Below are 18532 nucleotides of genomic sequence, written 5' to 3'. Positions count from 1 at the left end.
ATGGCAACGCCCGTTCATACGAACGCTAATGTACCGACAGGTCAGCCGCCAAAAACTCAGCGTCCGACCAGAAGCCAATGGAGCCGATTTATTCATTCCAGTCGTACGGCACCGTATGTATTTGTCCTTCCATTTTTACTGTCCTTTGCACTGTTTTTTGCGTATCCGGTCATCTCGACGGTCATTATGAGCTTTCAGGAAGTTCTGCCGGGGATAACAACTTACGTTGGCCTGGAAAATTATAAGGATTTAATGAATCCTACATTTGGAAAAGCGATATTAAACAGCGTCCTGTACACGCTGCTTACACTGGTCGTGCTGATTCCTCTGCCACTGGTACTGGCGGTATTGCTGAATTCGCCTAAAATGCCGGGCAGAGGGCTGTTTCGCTCCGTGATGTTTATACCCGCACTAACCTCAGTGGTGGTAGCAGGAACAATCTTCCGACTCATGTTCGGGGAATTGGACGGCTCGTTGATGAACTCTCTGTTGGGGTTATTCGGTCTTGAGCCTTACAAATGGCTAATGAACGCGAACACCGGCTTTTTAGCGTTGATCGTGCTGGCCTTATGGAGATGGCTAGGCGTAAATATGCTGTACTACATGTCGGGACTCCAGAACATTCCTCCCGAGTTGTATGAAGCTGCACAGATTGATGGAGCCAGTCGTTTCGATTCATTTTGGCGGATTACGATTCCTATGCTGAAACCCGTGACGATCTACGTATTTACGATTAGTATTTATGCCGGGTTATCCATGTTCACCGAGAGCTATATGTTGTGGAACGGAAATAACTCCCCGAATGATATTGGGTTAACGATTGTTGGCTATCTCTATCGCCAAGGTCTGGAACAGAATAGTATGGGCTTTGGAGCGGCAGTCGGCATTGTATTGCTCGTATTCACATTAGTACTGAACCTGATCCAGCTCAAATTTTTTGGCATGTTTCGGAAGGAGGATTAAGCGATGGCTCAGAAACAAAAAGGCCCGTTATCCGCATTTCTCGTTGTCCTGTTCATTCTGTTTGCCGGGTTCGCCCTGTTTCCGCTATTTGCCGTGACGCTTGCCTCATTCAAGCCATCAACGGAGCTGCTGCGCTACGGTTTGAATCTCAAGCTGGAGTGGGCCATCATGTCCTTGAAAAACTATGCGTTCATCTTTCAGGGGACGACGGATTATTTTCAATGGTACTGGAATAGTCTTGTCATTACCGTCTTGTTTACGGTGTTATGTCTGATATTGTCCGCAATGGTCGGGTATGGCCTGGAGATGTATCGTTTTAGACTGAAAAATGTGATTTTTACATTGGTGCTGGTCGTGATGATGATCCCGGTAGAAATTATCATGCTGCCACTTTACAAACTAATGATCGGTATGAAGCTGATCAATACGGTATGGGGTGTAATTTTGCCGTTTGTCGTTGCACCGATTCCGATCTTTTTCTTCCGTCAATATTTGAGCGGAGTACCCAAGGATTTTATGGATGCTGCACGAGTTGACGGTTGTTCAGAGTATGGTATTTTTGTGCGGATTATGATGCCTCTGATGGCACCTGCCTTTGCGGCAATGGCTATTTTACAGGCTATGAACAGTTGGAATAACTTCCTGTGGCCGATGATCGTATTGCGTACTAACGACATGCTGACACTGCCAATCGGTCTGTCCAGTCTGCTGACGCCATATGGCAACAATTATGATGTGTTGATTGCCGGATCAGTCCTGGCTATTCTGCCGATTCTCGTTGTGTTTCTGTTCTTCCAGCGTTACTTTATTGAAGGGATGACTGCAGGCGGGGTAAAAGGGTAATCATTACGGTGCTGAATGAGTCGATTGAATACTGAAATGTATAGAGTCAGGAAAGGCGGGTCGGGCATTGTCTCGACCTGCTTTTTTTATGGATTCAATGATTTTCATTCTCATTTTCATGGCTATCAACTGCACAAGCTATAGGTAAACGTGGTATGATGTTTGAAAGATTTCAAATACACAGAAATATTCAGGCGGAGCGTGGAGAACCTATGGAACCAACAGAAACCCAGAAAACTGAACCGGCCACGGCGTCAACCGTTGGCATGGAGGATATTGTACGGGCGCATCATATGCTGCGTGAGGTGATTGTTCGTACACCTTTACAGAGGGATGCCGTCCTATCGGCCAAATATAACTGTAATGTGTATCTGAAGCGAGAGGATCTCCAAGTTGTGCGGTCCTTTAAAATCCGTGGAGCTTACAACATGATCCGCAGCTTGACTCCTGAGCAGATGGAGAAAGGGATCGTGTGTGCGAGTGCGGGTAATCATGCACAAGGCGTGGCTTTTTCATGTAACGCGCTCGGCATCCACGGTAAAATATTTATGCCGAGCACAACGCCCAATCAGAAGGTGAAGCAGGTACGTCGCTTTGGCGGAGACAGTGTAGAGGTTATTTTGACCGGAGATACATTTGACGATGCTTATGACGAGGCTATGAAGGTGTGTAGCGAGCAGGGAATGACCTTCATCCATCCGTTCGATCAGCCGAAAATTATCGCGGGTAATGGTACGATTGCGATGGAAGTGATGGAGAGTCTGGATACACCTGCGGACTATATGTTCGTGACGATTGGCGGCGGCGGTTTGGCGGCAGGCGTAAGCACATATGTTAAAACTGTGAGTCCGACCACCAAAGTAATCGGCGTAGAGCCCCTGGGCGCAGCATCAATGACGGAAGCGATGCGTTTGAACAAGGTCGTTACACTGGAGCAAATAGACAAGTTTGTTGACGGTGCTGCGGTGAAGCGAGTGGGTCAGTTAACGTATGACATTTGTAAACATACCTTGGATGATATTGTGAAGGTACCGGAGGGCAAGGCATGTACAGCGATTCTGGCGCTGTATAATGAAAATGCGATTGTTGTGGAGCCTGCGGGCTCGCTGCCTGTAGCAGCACTTGATCTGTATCGTGAGCAGATTCAAGGCAAAACAGTAGTCTGTATCGTCAGTGGTGGCAATAACGATATTGATCGTATGCAGGAGATTAAGGAACGCTCCCTGATATACGAAGGGCTAAAACATTATTTCATGGTGAATTTCCCGCAAAGAGCAGGGGCACTGCGTGAGTTTCTTCAGGAAGTGCTTGGACCGGACGATGACATTACTAGGTTTGAGTATACGAAAAAGAATGATAAAGAAAATGGCCCGGCGCTGGTCGGTATTGAATTGTTACACAAGGAAGACTATCTTCCTTTAATTGAACGAATGAATCGCAAGGGGCTTAACTATACGGAATTGAACAAAAATGAGAATTTGTTTAATATGCTTATCTGACAAGGAGCCTACGGGCTCTTTTTTTTTGTATATGCAATGTTATGCGTAGTTTATAAATTTCTTTTTATTTGAAATAAAGCGTTTACAAAACTGAAGTTGATAGGTTAATATATGGGTAACTTCATAAGTATAAACACTAATGTAATAAGCGTATCACCTGATTTTCATCATAAAATATTAATTCGGAGGTGCGAAAGAATGTTGAAAGCATGGAAAAAATCAGTACAGGGTAAATTCGCCCGAACAGCATTTGCTGCCGTAACTTCGGCTGCTTTGTTGCTGTCCGTGGTGCCGTCCACATCGGCCGAGCATTGGGCGTTAACAGGCGATGTGGCAGTACATGATCCGTCCATCACCAAGGAAGGAAATGCATGGTATATTTTCTCCACAGGGCAGGGGATACAGGTTCAAAGATCGGATGACGGACGCAATTTTTACAGATTGCCGCAAATCTTCTTGTCGCCACCATCTTGGTGGAAATCGTATGTACCTAAGCAAAAGACTAATGATGTATGGGCACCGGATGCTCAAAAGTACAATGGACGTGTCTGGGTTTACTATTCCATTTCTACGTTTGGATCGCGCACTTCGGCCATTGGCTTGACTTCAGCAACGAGCATCGGCGCGGGAAGCTGGAGAGATGATGGACTAGTGCTGCGTACGACGGATTCTGACGATTATAATGCTATTGACCCGAATCTTGTTATTGATGCTTCCGGTAACCCGTGGCTTTCCTTCGGTTCATGGAATTCAGGCTTGAAAGTGACTCGACTGGATAAGAATACGATGAAGCCTACGGGCCAGATTTATTCTATTGCTAGACGTACGGCTGGTGGTTTGGAAGCACCGCATGTTACATACCGCAATGGCTATTATTATCTGTTTGCTTCCATTGATAACTGCTGCAAAGGCGTAGACAGTAATTACAAAATCATTTATGGTCGCTCCACCAGTATTACCGGGCCGTATGTGGATAAGAGCGGAAAAAATCTGATGGACGGCGGTGGAACAATACTGGATGCGGGGAATGATCGCTGGAAGGGACCAGGCGGACAATCTGTCTATAACAACAGTGTGATTGCGCGTCATGCCTATGATGCCACTGATGGCGGAAATCCAAAGCTTCTGATTAGTGATTTGAAATGGGATTCGGCAGGTTGGCCTACGTACTAAATAGAGGGTTACTTGAAATTATCGTAAAAGTGATCTCACATAGATATATCTAAAAACTGTTCCTCCCACGGGGGAACAGTTTTTGGCTTGCAATGTCATAGAAACATGCTATTATGAATCAAGTTGATAATCATTATCATTGGCGTTTATTGTAATGAAAGTCGTAATGGCTTTCAGGTATGGAGGGAGTGACCTCACCAAATGCAGTCTAAAGACAGCATGGACAAACATACAGCTTCGATAGAGAGGAACGCTCCTGAAGTAGCCTTTATAGCCCGTCCGGTGCTCCGAGCGGGCAGGATTCGGCAGGCGTTGTTGTTCACAGCTTCGGCTGTATTATTGGCTTTGGCCATGTTCGCTGCCATTTCCTTAGGAGCCAAGGATCTGACCATAAGCACGGTGTGGTCAGCAGTGTTTCACTATGATCGTTCGCTGACGACCCATCAGATCATTCATGAACTGCGATTGCCGCGTGTGCTCGGTGCAGCTGTCATTGGGGCTGCGCTGGCGGTTGCAGGCTCTCTGATTCAAGGAATCACGCGCAACCCGCTAGGGGATACAGGTGTGCTGGGCATTAACGCAGGAGCGATGTTTGTAGTTGCAGTGAGCTTTGCTTTTTTCCCTGATCTACCTTATGGGACGTTAATTGTTTTGTCGTTCCTGGGGGCACTGATGAGTACCTTACTGGTATTCGGACTGGGAGCTTCCGCGCCGGGAGGATTGACACCCATGAGACTAACGGTGTCTGGAGCTGTGACAGCAGCCTTGTTAGGTTCCATGACTTCGGGAATTGCGATTTATTTTGATCTAAGTCAGGATCTAGCCTACTGGTATGCGGGTGGTGTTGCCGGAATCAAATGGTCGCAGCTTGAGATTCTTGCACCGATTCTGCTTATTGTGATCGCTTGGTCTATGGGGCTCGCACGCTCCATTTCATTGATTTCAATGGGCGATGAGGTAGCGCTGAATCTGGGATTAAATCTCCGGCGTATCCGGCTGCTGGGGCTGCTGACTGTGGTGGTCCTGGCTGGACTTTCTGTATCGGCTGCCGGGGCCATCGGCTTTGTAGGTTTGGTCGTGCCACATATTGCTCGCAAGCTGATCGGTGTGGATTATCGCCAGATCGTACCATTGTCTGCATTATTAGGAGCCGTGCTGCTAGTGCTGGCTGATTTGGGAGCGAGAATGGCGAATCCGCCAGAGGAGCTAGCTATTGGAATTATGGTGTCTTTTATCGGAGTACCTTTTTTCCTCTTTCTCGCCCGTAAGGAAAGGAGGGAATTATAGTGAGACGCTCTCTAGGGGCAGGGGATACAAGAACGACCAAGGCTTGGCTCGTTTGCTTCGTATTGGCTGGAATCAGTTTTGCTGTCCTTGTTCTGGGTTTGAATACCGGAACGATTCGTATTCCACCGCTACGCGTGCTGGATACACTTTTTGGCGGAGGCAGCGGACGTGACCATATGGTCCTGTTTGAATACCGGCTGCCGCGGATTGTTGTAACGGTACTGGCTGGAGCGGGACTGGGTGCAGCCGGGGCGGTCATGCAGGGCTTATCGCGAAACGCACTCGCAGATCCGGGAGTGCTGGGCCTTCATGCGGGGGCTGCGTTGGGCCTGGTGATGTATGTCAGCTTTTTTCGCGATCTGGAAGGATCAGCAGCCTTGTTCATCCCCTTGTTTACCTTTGCAGGAGGTGTCGTCGCAGCGGTGCTGATAGTTATGCTGTCCTATAGTGGCAGCAGAGGAATCGTGCCTGTGCGGCTAATCCTGTCCGGTATCGGTGTAGCCTCAGGGCTCAGCGCCATAACGCTGTATTGGTCGTTGCGGTTGGATGAGGATACGTACGCATTTACCGCACGTTGGTTGGCTGGCAGCGTATGGGGACGGGACTGGATACATGCAGTGGCTTTACTGCCATGGATTGTCATTGTATTGCCCTACGTTCTATCGCAGACACGTAGCCTGAATAATCTGTCGCTGGGTGATGAGACCGCAGCTGGAATCGGTACAAGTGTAAAACGCCAGCGCTTGATACTGCTGGGCGCAGCAGTGGCTCTATCGAGCGCCAGCGTATCCATGGCCGGAGGTATCGGTTTTATTGGGCTGATTGCGCCTCATCTGGCTCGCCGTTTGGTTGGACCGATGTATCAGCATTTGTTGCCAGTAGCCGCTTTGGTTGGAGTCGTCATTCTGGTCACGGCAGATACGATTGGTCGTTCGGTATTTCAGCCGAATGCGATTCCAGCAGGTGTAGTGGTTGCTGTGGTAGGAGCTCCGTATTTTTTATTCTTGTTGTCCCGAACCAAATGACAATAGGATTAGGTTACATATGAAACCCAAAGCTGCACATGATGCAGCATGCTAAACAACAACGAAATAGAAGCGTTGAGGATCGAACATTAAAAATAGAGCTTCTATAGTATAGGAGAGAATATTCATGAGAAAAAATAGATTTGAGGGTTCAGGGTTTAAACGTTCGTGGATAGCCCTGTTTCTTGTTGCATGCATGATCATGCTGTCTGCTTGTGGGCAAACAGCAGACAAACAAGCTAGTAGTACGAAAGCAGCCGATAGTGCCCAAACCACCATGAGTGCGGATTCGCGTATTGCTTCCATGTCTATTCATTTGACGAACAATCTGCTAGCATTGGGCATTACTCCAGCGGGTTCGGTTATTGGTGGAGATGTGAAGGATTTTTTGCCCCATGTAAAAGATCGTCTTCAAAATACTCGTAAGCTGGGGGTTGTCACAGACCCCGATATGGAAGCGGTACTGGAGCTTCAACCTGATCATATTTTCCTCGACAAAAAATATTCGGGAACCGATGTGGCCAAGTTTGAAAAAATTGCACCGACCGAGGTTTTTGATTTGGATGAAGGTACATGGAAAGATCAATTGAAAAAAATAGCTGCTATGGTTAAACATGAAGCACAGGCAGACACTTTTCTGAAAGATTATGATACACAGAGGGAACGGGTCAAAAAGCTCATTCATTCCAAAATCGGAGACGGGACTGTCATGGCTGTACGTGTCACAGCGAAAGAAGTTCGTGTCATGGGGATGAAGCGTCCAGTAGGACCGCTATTGTATCAGGATTTGGGCTTGAAGCCAGCTAAAGGTGTGGAAAAGATTAATAAGGCCTACCAGGTTGTGTCTCAAGAGGTTTTGCCAGATTACGATGCTGATGCCATCCTGGTAATTATCAGTAAAGGTGCGGATGCCCAAAAGGTATATAAGCAGCTGGAGGGAAATACAGTATGGCAAGGACTCAAAGCTGTGAAGCAAGGTCATGTCTACATGTTGAACGGACAGCCTTGGCTGGACTATTCCGCGATGGGGCACAAAATTGCATTGGATAATGCAGAACAACTATTTTCCAAATAAATGCGAAAGTACATCAAGCCGTATTCCCCATGCATCTTCTTGCAGGTGGGGATACGGCTTTTCTGACGATTCCCAAGCTTCGAGTCAGATGGCTGATTGCAAATAAAAAAGGAGCTGCTACGATTCCGTAATGAGGCGGCTCCAGCACTGTGAGAATTGCGAGGTTATGAACGTTTTTTACGCAGAAAAATCGGTTTGAGTCCAATAAAGCCAATAGCCGCAAGCACTAAATTCATCCAAGGTGAGATTTTGAATACCGGCAGCACACTGCGTAGCGCAAGTCCGGCGACAAGAATGACAACAACCAGTACTACATACATCAAGATGGATTTGAAATTCATTTGGGGCTTCGCGGGAGCATGGTCTGGCTGTTGAGTCTCCTCGCCTTCTTCCGGACGATCCATGAAATTCATCAGTGCTTCAACCAGCAGAATGGCACCTGCGGCGATGATGATGAGGGTGGAAAGGCTAATTTTTTCAAAAGGTTTGATATCCCCGCCTGTAAATGTGATAAACCAACCAATAATCGCCTGTGTCAAGAAAAACATGGACAAGGCAACCCAGGCAATAAGTGTATAATTTTTTGCTTTATTCATTGCTTCCTCCTGCTTTATGATCGTATCCCAAGCTGCTGGAATCGCCATTTTGTAACAAAGACAGTATACGTGAGGAAACGCCGGATGGCAAAAGGCTTTATCCATTATGTATATTACCGCTGCATTCTCCTCAAACTGGATAAAGGGTGAGCACATGGAGCAACCTGAATATAAAACGTTGAGAGGATGTGGCATCATGGAACTGGAGAACCAGGCAGATTATTCGGTCCAAAAACGACTGACAGGTGCTCCGAACGGGAACAGCGGCGAAGCCTTGCTTGCAAACGTGAGTCACCGAAGCGTTCAAGGGACATCTCCAACGTACCGTATATTGGACGATACTGAATTGGCTGAGGACACAGAATTTGCAGGTGAACTGGGTGAACAGAGCTACCGCAGCCTGTGGCATGAGGATCAAAATAACGGCGCCTCTTGTAAACTGGAGTGGGAGGGACGAGTCGAAACCCACCAAATGTTCAGGCACAGCTACGAGTAGCAAGTCGTCTACTCTAATGTAGCGAATGCACTCTAATAAGCGAGTAGTATGGCGTTCTCCGGCATCACATCGGGGAGCGCCATTTGTTTACTTCCATCCCGGTATGAACTGACAGGTTGACAAGGAAGCAGGGCGATGATAGACTGACTTTACTATAAAACTTATTAAACTTATCGGAATTAAAGTGAATGAATATTCTGGATGGATATTCCACGTTACTATATGAGTTTGAATGATAAAATGCTTTAGTGAAGCTTGAAACAGGGGGAATCAGGATGGAACGGCAAATTGGAATTCGTTTTGAACATGAGGAGCTGGCCGCAACAATTCATTATCCAAACCGTACGAATGAGGGAGGACGTCAGAGACGAGTTCCGCTCGTTGTCATTTGTCACGGTTTTGTGGGCAATCGTATCGGAGTCGATCGATTGTTCGTCAAGACTGCGCGTGAATTGGCCGAAGGTGGATATTTTGTACTGCGCTTTGACTTTGCCGGTTGTGGGGAAAGTACGGGTGAATACGGCAAGCAGGGGCTCGAATCCATGATCAATCAGACACGCACAGTGTTGGATTACGCCGTGAATTGCGCGGACATTGACCCGACCAAGGTGACGCTGATCGGTCACAGTTTGGGGGGCGCTGTTGCCCTGCTCACAGCCGTTCGGGACAAGAGAGTACAAAACCTGGTCCTTTGGTCAGCTGTCGGCTATCCGTTCAACGACATTGTCAAAATTACGGAGCGAAGCGTGTACGACGAGTCTGTTAAAACCGGTCATGCAGACTACTTGGGCTATAAGTTCACACCAGCTTATTTTGAGTCATTAGCTCAATTCCAACCGTTCCAAGAGGCCGTTAAATTTAACGGTGATGTGCTCGTTATTCATGGCACCTCGGATGATATCATTCCTGTGGATTATGCATTTCTGTTTCAAAAGGTATTCTGGATGCGTCCAGAGGGACGCTGTGATAAGGAGATTATTTTCCAGGGAGATCACACTTTCTCGTCAGGTAAAGAGCGGCAACAGCTGATTGACCGCACACTGGAATGGCTGGATGAACAGGAAAATATTCAACGGGATTGGCAGCACTGGATGATCTGATTTCAGGGTGTAACGGATTGTATTGGAAATTGCTCCTCCGCCGGAGTAAAATGAAAGAGTAACACTATACTGGCGTGTGGAGGTTGGCAGCGATGACATTACCCTCAATTTTTGTTGCGCATGGTTCACCGACACTGGCTGTAGAAAATAACGCATATACCAGCTTTCTTGCAAAGCTGGGCGCGAGCCTGCCCCGACCCAAAGGAATCATCATTTTTTCCGCGCATTGGGATAGCCCCGATCAATGTATCGGCGCGGATGATCAGCATGCAGCGTTGCACGATTTCTACGGCTTTCCCGAAGAAATGTACTCACTTGATTACCCTGCACCAGGCGATCCAAAGCTGTATGAGGAGATAGGGCATCTGTTCAGTCAGCATAACCTGTTCCACCAGCCGGTTCGGAACCGGGGACTGGATCATGGAGCATGGGTGGTTTTGCGGCATATATATCCTGATGCGGACATACCGGTCGTACCCTTATCCATTGATTCACGACGCGATCCTCAGGAGCAATATGAGATTGGACGGATGCTGGCGCCACTGCGTGAACAAGGGATTTTGATCCTTGGTAGTGGAGGCTTGGTCCACAACTTGCGGACACTCAAGCAGACGAGTGAGCCAGCCGATTGGGCCGTTCAATATGATGACTGGATTGCACAGCAGCTTCAAGACTGGAATTTGCGTCATCTATTCCAATATGACAAGAAGGCTCCATATGCCAAGCAGGCGGTTCCTTCGTATGGAATAGAGCACTTTTCGCCTTTGTTTTACGTGATGGGGGCTGCCGATCATGATCGCTCCGCGCGTAAGCTTTTTCAGTCGTATGTCCTTGGCTCATTGAGCCTCAATTGTTGGGCTTTTGGTCAAGAAAATGATCTGTAAATGTAAGAAAGAGAACTTCCGAAACCGCATGGTGTGTGGGGTTGGAAGTTCTTTTGGTGTGTTCTTCTGTGATTAATTAGCAGGCACGTTCTTTTTTAGCCAGGCGGATACTTGCGGAGTTCGCTTATCTTCATTTTGATCCAATAGTGTCATAAATGCCTTCAGCTTTTGAATGTAGGTACTCTTCGAATCCCTGTTGCGTTGAACGACGAGCTGATACCCTTTTTTGGCATTGGGGCGAATCTTCCCGGTGTCATCAACGAATAGTGGTGTATTGTTCGTACCATAAAAAGTATAGAAGAAATAGAGATCATGTAATGATTTCACTGCTTGTGTACGATTGGAATGTGGATATTGGGTTATAAACGACTCTTGCGCCAGCACCCTTCCGGCTAACTGTTGATAACCGATGTGTAATGCCGCATCCTTGGTAGCCGGCTGTCCAGATTCCGTCGCCATGATGTCAATATAGCTGCGGATATCTGCGGTAATGTCATTTCTGAATACTTTATATTTTTCATAGTTGATGACTGGGTAAAACATGCCTTCTGCGGTTTCAAGTTTGTAGCCGGCATCTCTGGATTGAGTGAGTAATTTTTTCAGTTTTGCATCGTTTGTCCGACTGATTACATTAGTGAACGAATCACCGGGTTTATAGACTTGATTAATCTTAGTTTGAACAGAGGTCGGATATAAGGTCTGTGCATATGAATCCAATTGCTGTTTCTGTGCATTTTCGAAATGTAGCACTAGGATGGTAGCTTGAGAGGCAGGAATGGATTGAATATGTTTTTGCAAATAAATGAATGCCTGAGGTAGCTTACCTGGTTGGCAAAGTAGCTGCTCGAAGGTTTTGGAAATATGTTGTACAACTTCTGCTTGAGATATTGTAGTAGATGTCGCTGCTTTGGCTGATGTCGTAGATCCCAATCCGATCGTCTGTACTGTGAAAGTTACTGCTGCGAGCATGAGATAGGCTTGGGTGATTTTTTTCATGGTATAACCCTCCATTAGGTTCTTTGATGTAACTGTAGTGTACAAGGTAAATGTATCGTGAACATTCCATGTTGTATCCAACTTGTAAACGTTCGGGGGAAAGATGAACCCGAAAAAGGAGTCTCCAAGTCAGGATGGACTTGAGGACTCCTTTGTTCACTTAAATAGAGGAGGGTGCAGCATAGCCATACATTAAAGAGAAGCAGCATGGCTGAACAAAAAAACAACCATTTTCCAGAGGATAACGGTTGTTTTTTGGATAGTTAAGCTATTTTTCGATTGGGGTCCGTTTGATAAGTATCTTTATTTTTGCCAAACAGTCCACGCAGGAAGGGCAGTACCCAACGGTCAAAGCCGATTCTTCCGGCATTTGCACCAGCAACGATAAGGAAGATTTCAACCAGCAGGTAGATTGCATTGGTGCTTACTGTACCCGAGAACAGGAACGAGAAGTTCATAACCATAGCCATCAAAGTAGCCAGTGTAGTCAATGTACCAAGCAGCAGGCCAACCCCGACTAAGAACTCACCCAATGGGATCAGGACGTTGAACAAACCGACATTCGGCAGGGCAAAGGCTTCAAGGAACGATCCCCACCAGCCTTGTACAGCGGGGTGATCTCCGCCTGTTTTAGCAATGGCCCCCGAAATAAATCCACCTGCATCGAATCCGCCAGTCAGCTTCTCAAGTCCGTGGGTCATCCATTCATAACCTAGATAAATCCGTACTACAGTCAGCAGCCACATTGCTACTTTGTTCTCACGTAACCAGTTGTTAAACATTCAAATCACTCCTCTTTCTTAATCTATAATGATGGGTTGTATTTCATTTTGTTTGGGATGATCATCTTTGCTACACCTTTATTGTATTAGGTTCAGTTACAGTTATTTGTGATAAAAATCACAAACTCTAATATTTTTAAATTTTAATGTCTTTAGATAAGTATTCTATAGAGAGGTAATGCCTCAATCAAGACAAAAACAGGAAATAAAGCTTATAATGAGAAAAATAACGATGTGGAGGGATGAACTTGTCCGGGCCCATGTTTCAACGAAATCATTGGTTGCGTGTGATGGCCTCAGCTCTGTTATGCATGACAATGATATCTTGTTCTGCTTTGTCCAATACGGGTGAATCTGAATCCGTTCCCCAACCGAACCAGCAAGAAACAGAGAAGAAGGTGCTTGAACCGCCTAAGGAGCCATCTGTTCCGGCATTTACAGCTCCGCTTACCGGGCTTCCGGTGGAGCAGCCTGTTTTGGAGCGGCCACTGGCTGTCATGATTAACAATGCCCCGGCTGCGCGTCCACAGGCAGGGCTTAGCCAGGCAGACATGGTATATGAGGTTCTTGCAGAAGGCGGAATTACCCGTTTGGTAGCTTTTTTCCAAAGTCATGGTGGAGATGTGAAGATCGGTCCGGTCCGCAGTATTCGGCCGTATTTGATTGAACTAGGCGAAACCTATGGTGCGTTACCGATACATGCAGGGGGAAGTACAGATGCCTATGCGATTTTACAGCAGCAGCGGAAGGAGCATCTGGATGAGATTTCAAATGGAGGGGCTTATTTTTGGCGAAGTAAAGATCGTCGTCCACCACATAATTTATACACAGATGTGAGCAGGCTACGTAAAGGAAGCGAAAGCAAAGGATATACCAAGCAGACGGAAGTTCCAGTGTATCCTTATCTCAAAACCGGCGAAACTCCAGTTATGGTGGACGAGAGTGCCGCATCTGTGCACATCCGGTTTTTGCTGAAAAGCTATCGCGTATCTTATACCTATGATCGAGCCGATCAACGATATAAGCGTTTTGTGAACGAAAAGTCACATCTAGATCAAAATAATAACCAACAGCTCTCAGCGGCTAATGTTATTGTGATGAGCACGAGGCATCGAACGCTGGATGATGTAGGCAGACTAAGCGTTGAACTGGACGGTAGCGGAGAGGCCATGGTGTTTCAACAAGGACAGTTAATACGTGCTGAATGGCAGCATACATCTGGCGATGCGATTCGGTTTATGAAAAATGGGGTTGAAATCCCGTTAACACCAGGTACATCCTATATACATGTAGTACCTGCAGATACTTCACTAACGGAACATGTAACGTTTGAAGCGAATTAGAAAACGTAATACACCTATTTAGGAAAAAATTGTCGGATAATGACTCTCTATGTCGGGCATTGTATACGTATATCTAGAAATTTGCTTTTACAAACATTACAAAAACATTGATGAGTGTGATAAGATAGCAAAGGTTGTCTATTGCAGTCGAAACAGGTTGCGGATATTTTCGTAAAGGGGTAATCGTTATGAGATTGAAGAAAAAGGATATATTCTTCGAGACGTTGGAAAATATGGCAGATACGATCGTGCAAGCAGCCGATTATTTTGCCCAACATACTTCAAATTTACAAGATGTGACTTTGTTTACCAATGAGATGAAGAAGTATGAAAATAAGTGTGATGATTACACACACACGATTATTACTGAGTTGAACAAGACCTTCATTACGCCGCTGGAACGCGACGACATCATGGAACTGACAACGACCATGGATGATGTGCTGGACGGTCTTGAAGCGACAGCCTCTCGTTTTTATATGTACAACATTACAGAGCCGGACGAGTATATTGTGCAGTTCGCTGATATTTTGCGTCAATCAGCTTACGAAATTCAGAAGGCTGTACATTTGCTTTCACAGAAAAAATTGTTGGCTATTCGTGAATACACCATTCGCCTAAATGATTTGGAAAATCAGGGGGATGAATTATTGCGTATTTGCATCAAAAACCTGTTTGCAACTGTAACTGATCCTATTGAGCTGATTAAACGTAAAGAATTGTACGAACGCCTTGAAAATACAACGGATTCATGCGAGGATGTTGCAAATATGCTGGAATCCATCATTATGCGTAACTCGTAAGGGAGTCCTGTTACATGGATACAAGTTTACTGGTATTAGGTATTGTTATTTTTCTTGCTCTGGCATTTGATTTTATCAATGGGTTTCATGATACCGCGAATGCGATTGCGACTTCGGTCTCGACCCGTGCATTGACGCCGCGACGTGCGATTATTATGGCTGCGGTTATGAACTTTCTTGGGGCCATCATGTTCACTGGGGTTGCCAAAACCATTGGTGGAAGTGTTGCTGACCCTACCAAATTAACCAACGGTATTGATATCGTCATTGCGACGCTGATTGCTGCGATTATCTGGAATCTTCTAACCTGGTGGTTTGGTATTCCTTCATCCTCCTCTCATGCATTGATTGGTGCGTTGGCAGGGGCGGTGTATGTAGGTGCGGGACAGGATAAATTAAATTGGAGCGGCTTCATCGGGATTGTGGAAGGGCTTATTTTCTCCCCGTTGATTGCTTTTGTTGTCGGTTACATTGTGATGATGATTTTGAAATACATCTTTGCTTATCGCAGTCCACATACAGTGAACAAAGGTTTCCGCACCATGCAGGTCATTACGGCAGCTATCCAGTCGTTTACGCATGGTACGAATGATGCTCAGAAGGCGATGGGGATTATCACATTCGCACTCGTCTCCGCAGGGTATCAAGACCATTTGGAAGTACCTATGTGGGTTAAAATTTCAGCGGCAACCGCTATGGCACTGGGTACGTCTATTGGTGGTTGGAAGATCATCAAAACGATGGGAACCAAAATTTTTAAAATTGACCCAATTAATGGATTCGCAGCCGACGTTTCGGGGGCTTCCGTTATATTCACAGCCACCTTGCTCCATTTGCCAGTAAGTACCACACATGCCATAACTTCGGCAATTTTGGGTGTTGGTTCTGCGAAGCGCTTTAGCGCAGTTCGCTGGTCATTAGCTGGTCGTATTGTAATAACCTGGGTAATAACGATTCCAATTTCTGCGCTGTTGTCAGGTTTAATTTTCAAAATTCTTTTCTAGTTTTCTTCATGAATCCCTGAAAAAGAACATACAATATAGGATACACAATAAGCTTCCGTCCGCTTTTTGCGGCAGGGGCTTATTGGCATTCTGGGGCAAAAATACATCTTCAGAGTTCACACATCCAGATAGTTCCATGAGATGTTTTTTAAAAAATACCTGACATCAAAGTAGTCAATTTTTAATAACTCCTGTAGAATAAACAGAAAACTTTGAACCGTTCAACTGACTGGAGGATCTTATGCAAAAACCAAGAAAACTAATAGCACTCATGATTTGTTTGTTTTCTGTGGTTGCCCTGGCCGGTAATTTCGGTGTGGTGGCTCACGCAGAAAATAAAACAAAGTATGATATCGGCACGGATACAACGTTCGCGCCTTTTGAGTTTGAAGATGTAAATGGGAAATTTGTCGGAATCGACATGGATTTACTGGCAGCTATTGCTAAGGATCAGAATTTTGAGTATACCATTAAGCCACTTGGCTTTAACGCGGCAGTGCAGGCCCTTGAAACAAATCAAGTGGATGGTGTCATTGCCGGGATGAGTATTACCGATGAACGCAAGCAAAAATTTGATTTTTCTGAACCCTATTTTGACTCAGGTGTTGTCATGGCGGTCCGTAAGGATAATGATACGATTAAACGCTATGAGGACTTGAAAGGACAGCGTGTCGCTGTCAAAACAGGAACAGAAGGCTACACGTTCGCGGAATCCATTAAGGCGAAATATGGCTTCACTACAGTTCCGTTCGACGATTCTTCTCAGATGTATGATGAAGTTAAAACAGGTAACTCGGTTGCCTGCTTTGATGATTATCCGGTACTGGCATACGGTGTGACTCAGAATAATGGTCTTAAGCTAGTGACTGATAAGGAAAAAGGCGGTTCTTACGGTTTTGCTGTCAACCAAGGCAAAAATGCGGAGCTGCTGGAGAAATTTAATGCAGGGCTTGTGAATCTTCGCAACAGCGGGGAATATGACAAGATTATGTCCAAATATCTTGGCGAATCCGGCAAAGGTGTGGCCCCTGTAGAACGTAGCCGCTGGGAGCTCATTTCCGCTTCGCTGCCTGCTTTGATTAAAGGGATGGGAAATACGCTGTTGTACACCCTGGTATCCTTGCTCGTAGCCTTTGTGCTGGGACTAGTGTTCGGCTTTATGAAAGTTAGCCATAACAAGGTGTTCCGCGGTATTGCAACTGTTTTCGTTGATGTATTCCGTGGTATTCCACTGATCGTACTTGCATTCTTTATTTACTTCGGTATCCCACAGGCACTCGATTTTAAAATGCCGCTTTTTGTCGCGGCGGTGTTGACGTTATCTCTAAACGCTGGTGCTTATGTGACCGAAATTATCCGCGGGGGTATTCAGTCCATTGATCCAGGACAAATGGAAGCAGCTCGTTCGCTTGGTTTGCCATACCGGACAGCCATGCTGAAGATCATTTTGCCACAAGCTGTGAAAATCATGATCCCGTCGTTTATCAATCAGTTGGTTATTACGTTGAAGGATACGTCAATTTTGTCAGTTATCGGTTTGGTTGAATTGACCCAATCGGGCAAAATCATTATTGCGCGGACGTTCCAATCCTTTGATATTTGGCTGGTCGTTGCGGTGATGTATCTTATCGTCATTACAATCCTGACCAAAATTTCCAACCGTCTTGAAGGGAGAGTTCGCCGTGGGTAAAATTATCGTTAAAAACCTGAAAAAAAGCTATGGCAGTAACCAGGTGCTAAAAGGCATTGACATGCAAGTACGGGAAGGCGAAGTTGTATGCGTCATTGGCCCTTCTGGTTCAGGGAAAAGTACGTTTTTGCGTTGTATGAATATGCTGGAGGAAATTACAGCTGGTGAGGTCATCGTCGATGACTACAAATTGGGTGACAAAAACGTGGACATTAACAAGGTCCGTGAAAATATAGGTATGGTGTTTCAGCATTTCAATCTGTTCCCGCATATGACGGTGCTCAAGAACATTATGTTCGCACCGACTGAACTGGGCAAACAGACGAAGGCGCAGGCCCGCGAGACGGCTATGAAGCTGCTGGATCGTGTAGGTTTGGCTGATAAGGCAGATGTGTTGCCAGGACAGCTTTCCGGCGGTCAGAAGCAACGTGTGGCGATTGCACGTGCTCTGGCAATGAACCCAGACATTATGCTGTTCGACGAGCCAACCTCGGCGCTTGATCCTGAAATGGTGGGCGAAGTGCTCGGCGTAATGAAAGATCTGGCTCGCGAAGGCATGACGATGATGATCGTAACGCATGAGATGGGCTTTGCGCGAGAAGTAAGCGACCGTGTCGTATTTATGGACGGTGGTTACATCGTGGAAGAAGGAACACCGCAAGAGGTATTTGGTAATCCGAAAAACGAGCGGACTATAAGTTTCTTGGAGAAGGTATTGTAAGTGGGGTAGGGGGTGTGAATGTGAGTCGGGGTGCTCGTTGTGAGACGCTCCACAATCCATTTGATCTTTCGATCGCTGTTGCCTATGAATTTTTTCGATTATATAAGACCTATATGGTGAAAATTCAAGGGCAAAGGCGAACGCTGGCGCTTCTACAGATTCAAATGGACCGCTACGCTACGACTTGCTGAACCTACTCCTTTCTTCGCAAAAGCCTGCCCCACTTTTAAATGAGTGGGTGCAGGCAGCGGA

At 46.1% G+C, this 18532-nt stretch carries 19 protein-coding genes; 16 read left to right on the top strand and 3 right to left on the bottom strand.

All coding sequences use genetic code 11. From position 1 onward, the window contains the following. The 7 genes from KSP24_RS16340 to KSP24_RS16310 all read left to right on the top strand — a co-directional run bounded on the left by KSP24_RS16340 (position 1) and on the right by KSP24_RS16310 (position 7865). On the top strand, positions 1-963 hold the full coding sequence (locus KSP24_RS16340) for a carbohydrate ABC transporter permease (RefSeq protein WP_013369499.1): 963 nt from the start codon (positions 1-3) through the stop codon (positions 961-963). A 3-nt stretch (positions 964-966) separates the two neighbouring features. Beyond that, positions 967-1806 (top strand): carbohydrate ABC transporter permease, encoded by an 840-nt coding sequence (locus KSP24_RS16335; RefSeq protein WP_013369500.1) that lies wholly within the window; start codon positions 967-969, stop codon positions 1804-1806. Between the two features lie 212 nt (positions 1807-2018). Further along, positions 2019-3305 (top strand): threonine ammonia-lyase IlvA, encoded by a 1287-nt coding sequence (gene ilvA / locus KSP24_RS16330; protein ID WP_025676833.1) that lies wholly within the window; start codon positions 2019-2021, stop codon positions 3303-3305. A gap of 198 nt (positions 3306-3503) precedes the next feature. Then, positions 3504-4478 carry an arabinan endo-1,5-alpha-L-arabinosidase AbnA gene (gene abnA, locus KSP24_RS16325; protein ID WP_058828950.1) on the top strand — a complete coding sequence of 325 codons (975 nt, stop codon included), beginning with the start codon at positions 3504-3506 and terminating at the stop codon, positions 4476-4478. Between the two features lie 201 nt (positions 4479-4679). After that, a complete protein-coding gene (locus tag KSP24_RS16320) occupies positions 4680-5765 on the top strand; it encodes a FecCD family ABC transporter permease (RefSeq protein ID WP_216975809.1) in 1086 nt (361 codons plus the stop codon). Next, on the top strand, positions 5765-6790 hold the full coding sequence (locus KSP24_RS16315) for a FecCD family ABC transporter permease (RefSeq protein ID WP_064962579.1): 1026 nt from the start codon (positions 5765-5767) through the stop codon (positions 6788-6790). Before KSP24_RS16320 ends, KSP24_RS16315 begins: the two co-directional genes overlap by 1 nt. A gap of 127 nt (positions 6791-6917) precedes the next feature. Then, positions 6918-7865 (top strand): ABC transporter substrate-binding protein, encoded by a 948-nt coding sequence (locus tag KSP24_RS16310; RefSeq protein ID WP_013369506.1) that lies wholly within the window; start codon positions 6918-6920, stop codon positions 7863-7865. 164 nt (positions 7866-8029) lie between these two features. Here KSP24_RS16310 and KSP24_RS16305 read toward each other — a convergent pair whose 3' ends face one another. Next, positions 8030-8461, bottom strand: coding sequence for a hypothetical protein (locus KSP24_RS16305; protein WP_025677306.1), 432 nt, complete (start codon positions 8459-8461; stop codon positions 8030-8032). 196 nt (positions 8462-8657) lie between these two features. Here KSP24_RS16305 and KSP24_RS16300 point away from each other — a divergent pair, with 196 nt between their 5' ends. The 3 genes from KSP24_RS16300 to KSP24_RS16290 all read left to right on the top strand — a co-directional run bounded on the left by KSP24_RS16300 (position 8658) and on the right by KSP24_RS16290 (position 10941). Continuing rightward, positions 8658-8957 carry a hypothetical protein gene (locus KSP24_RS16300; RefSeq protein WP_013369509.1) on the top strand — a complete coding sequence of 100 codons (300 nt, stop codon included), beginning with the start codon at positions 8658-8660 and terminating at the stop codon, positions 8955-8957. Between the two features lie 275 nt (positions 8958-9232). Next, on the top strand, positions 9233-10057 hold the full coding sequence (locus KSP24_RS16295) for an alpha/beta hydrolase (protein ID WP_040102100.1): 825 nt from the start codon (positions 9233-9235) through the stop codon (positions 10055-10057). Positions 10058-10149: 92 nt separating this feature from the next. After that, positions 10150-10941 (top strand): dioxygenase family protein, encoded by a 792-nt coding sequence (locus KSP24_RS16290; RefSeq protein ID WP_013369511.1) that lies wholly within the window; start codon positions 10150-10152, stop codon positions 10939-10941. A gap of 72 nt (positions 10942-11013) precedes the next feature. Here KSP24_RS16290 and KSP24_RS16285 read toward each other — a convergent pair whose 3' ends face one another. Together KSP24_RS16285 and KSP24_RS16280 are read right to left on the bottom strand one after the other, a co-directional pair. Further along, the gene (locus tag KSP24_RS16285) at positions 11014-11937 is read right to left on the bottom strand and encodes a hypothetical protein (protein WP_216975807.1); all 924 of its coding nucleotides are present in this window, start codon (positions 11935-11937) and stop codon (positions 11014-11016) included. 263 nt (positions 11938-12200) lie between these two features. Then, entirely contained in the window at positions 12201-12719 is a 519-nt protein-coding gene (locus KSP24_RS16280; protein ID WP_216975805.1) for a DoxX family membrane protein, read from the bottom strand. Between the two features lie 248 nt (positions 12720-12967). Here KSP24_RS16280 and KSP24_RS16275 point away from each other — a divergent pair, with 248 nt between their 5' ends. From KSP24_RS16275 to KSP24_RS16250, 6 genes are all read left to right on the top strand, one after another. After that, positions 12968-14062: a DUF3048 domain-containing protein gene (locus KSP24_RS16275; RefSeq protein ID WP_165082794.1), complete on the top strand. Its 1095-nt coding sequence runs from the start codon at positions 12968-12970 to the stop codon at positions 14060-14062. Between the two features lie 188 nt (positions 14063-14250). Beyond that, on the top strand, positions 14251-14865 hold the full coding sequence (locus KSP24_RS16270) for a DUF47 domain-containing protein (RefSeq protein ID WP_216975803.1): 615 nt from the start codon (positions 14251-14253) through the stop codon (positions 14863-14865). A gap of 14 nt (positions 14866-14879) precedes the next feature. Then, on the top strand, positions 14880-15869 hold the full coding sequence (locus KSP24_RS16265) for an inorganic phosphate transporter (RefSeq protein ID WP_040102097.1): 990 nt from the start codon (positions 14880-14882) through the stop codon (positions 15867-15869). A gap of 241 nt (positions 15870-16110) precedes the next feature. Beyond that, positions 16111-17559 (top strand): amino acid ABC transporter substrate-binding protein/permease, encoded by a 1449-nt coding sequence (locus KSP24_RS16260; protein WP_129548720.1) that lies wholly within the window; start codon positions 16111-16113, stop codon positions 17557-17559. After that, positions 17552-18280 (top strand): amino acid ABC transporter ATP-binding protein, encoded by a 729-nt coding sequence (locus KSP24_RS16255; protein WP_058710740.1) that lies wholly within the window; start codon positions 17552-17554, stop codon positions 18278-18280. Before KSP24_RS16260 ends, KSP24_RS16255 begins: the two co-directional genes overlap by 8 nt. 20 nt (positions 18281-18300) lie before the next feature. Continuing rightward, complete coding sequence (locus KSP24_RS16250; RefSeq protein WP_158309126.1) at positions 18301-18471, top strand: hypothetical protein; 171 nt, start codon at positions 18301-18303, stop codon at positions 18469-18471. The last annotated feature ends 61 nt before the right edge of the window (positions 18472-18532 follow it).

The sequence above is a fragment of the Paenibacillus sp. AK121 genome (assembly GCF_019042715.1).
Classification (GTDB): domain Bacteria; phylum Bacillota; class Bacilli; order Paenibacillales; family Paenibacillaceae; genus Paenibacillus; species Paenibacillus polymyxa_C.
This window is presented reverse-complemented; position numbering and strand designations above follow the sequence as displayed.

Bases quoted from the DNA above. Each gene is read 5' to 3' on its own strand.
- KSP24_RS16340 (WP_013369499.1), top strand. From the start codon at position 1: ATGGCAACGCCCGTTCATACGAACGCTAATGTACCGACAGGTCAGCCG.
- KSP24_RS16335 (WP_013369500.1), top strand. From the start codon at position 967: ATGGCTCAGAAACAAAAAGGCCCGTTATCCGCATTTCTCGTTGTCCTG.
- ilvA (WP_025676833.1), top strand. From the start codon at position 2,019: ATGGAACCAACAGAAACCCAGAAAACTGAACCGGCCACGGCGTCAACC.
- abnA (WP_058828950.1), top strand. From the start codon at position 3,504: ATGTTGAAAGCATGGAAAAAATCAGTACAGGGTAAATTCGCCCGAACA.
- KSP24_RS16320 (WP_216975809.1), top strand. From the start codon at position 4,680: ATGCAGTCTAAAGACAGCATGGACAAACATACAGCTTCGATAGAGAGG.
- KSP24_RS16310 (WP_013369506.1), top strand. From the start codon at position 6,918: ATGAGAAAAAATAGATTTGAGGGTTCAGGGTTTAAACGTTCGTGGATA.
- KSP24_RS16305 (WP_025677306.1), bottom strand. From the start codon at position 8,461: ATGAATAAAGCAAAAAATTATACACTTATTGCCTGGGTTGCCTTGTCC.
- KSP24_RS16300 (WP_013369509.1), top strand. From the start codon at position 8,658: ATGGAACTGGAGAACCAGGCAGATTATTCGGTCCAAAAACGACTGACA.
- KSP24_RS16295 (WP_040102100.1), top strand. From the start codon at position 9,233: ATGGAACGGCAAATTGGAATTCGTTTTGAACATGAGGAGCTGGCCGCA.
- KSP24_RS16290 (WP_013369511.1), top strand. From the start codon at position 10,150: ATGACATTACCCTCAATTTTTGTTGCGCATGGTTCACCGACACTGGCT.
- KSP24_RS16285 (WP_216975807.1), bottom strand. From the start codon at position 11,937: ATGAAAAAAATCACCCAAGCCTATCTCATGCTCGCAGCAGTAACTTTC.
- KSP24_RS16280 (WP_216975805.1), bottom strand. From the start codon at position 12,719: ATGTTTAACAACTGGTTACGTGAGAACAAAGTAGCAATGTGGCTGCTG.
- KSP24_RS16270 (WP_216975803.1), top strand. From the start codon at position 14,251: ATGAGATTGAAGAAAAAGGATATATTCTTCGAGACGTTGGAAAATATG.
- KSP24_RS16265 (WP_040102097.1), top strand. From the start codon at position 14,880: ATGGATACAAGTTTACTGGTATTAGGTATTGTTATTTTTCTTGCTCTG.
- KSP24_RS16260 (WP_129548720.1), top strand. From the start codon at position 16,111: ATGCAAAAACCAAGAAAACTAATAGCACTCATGATTTGTTTGTTTTCT.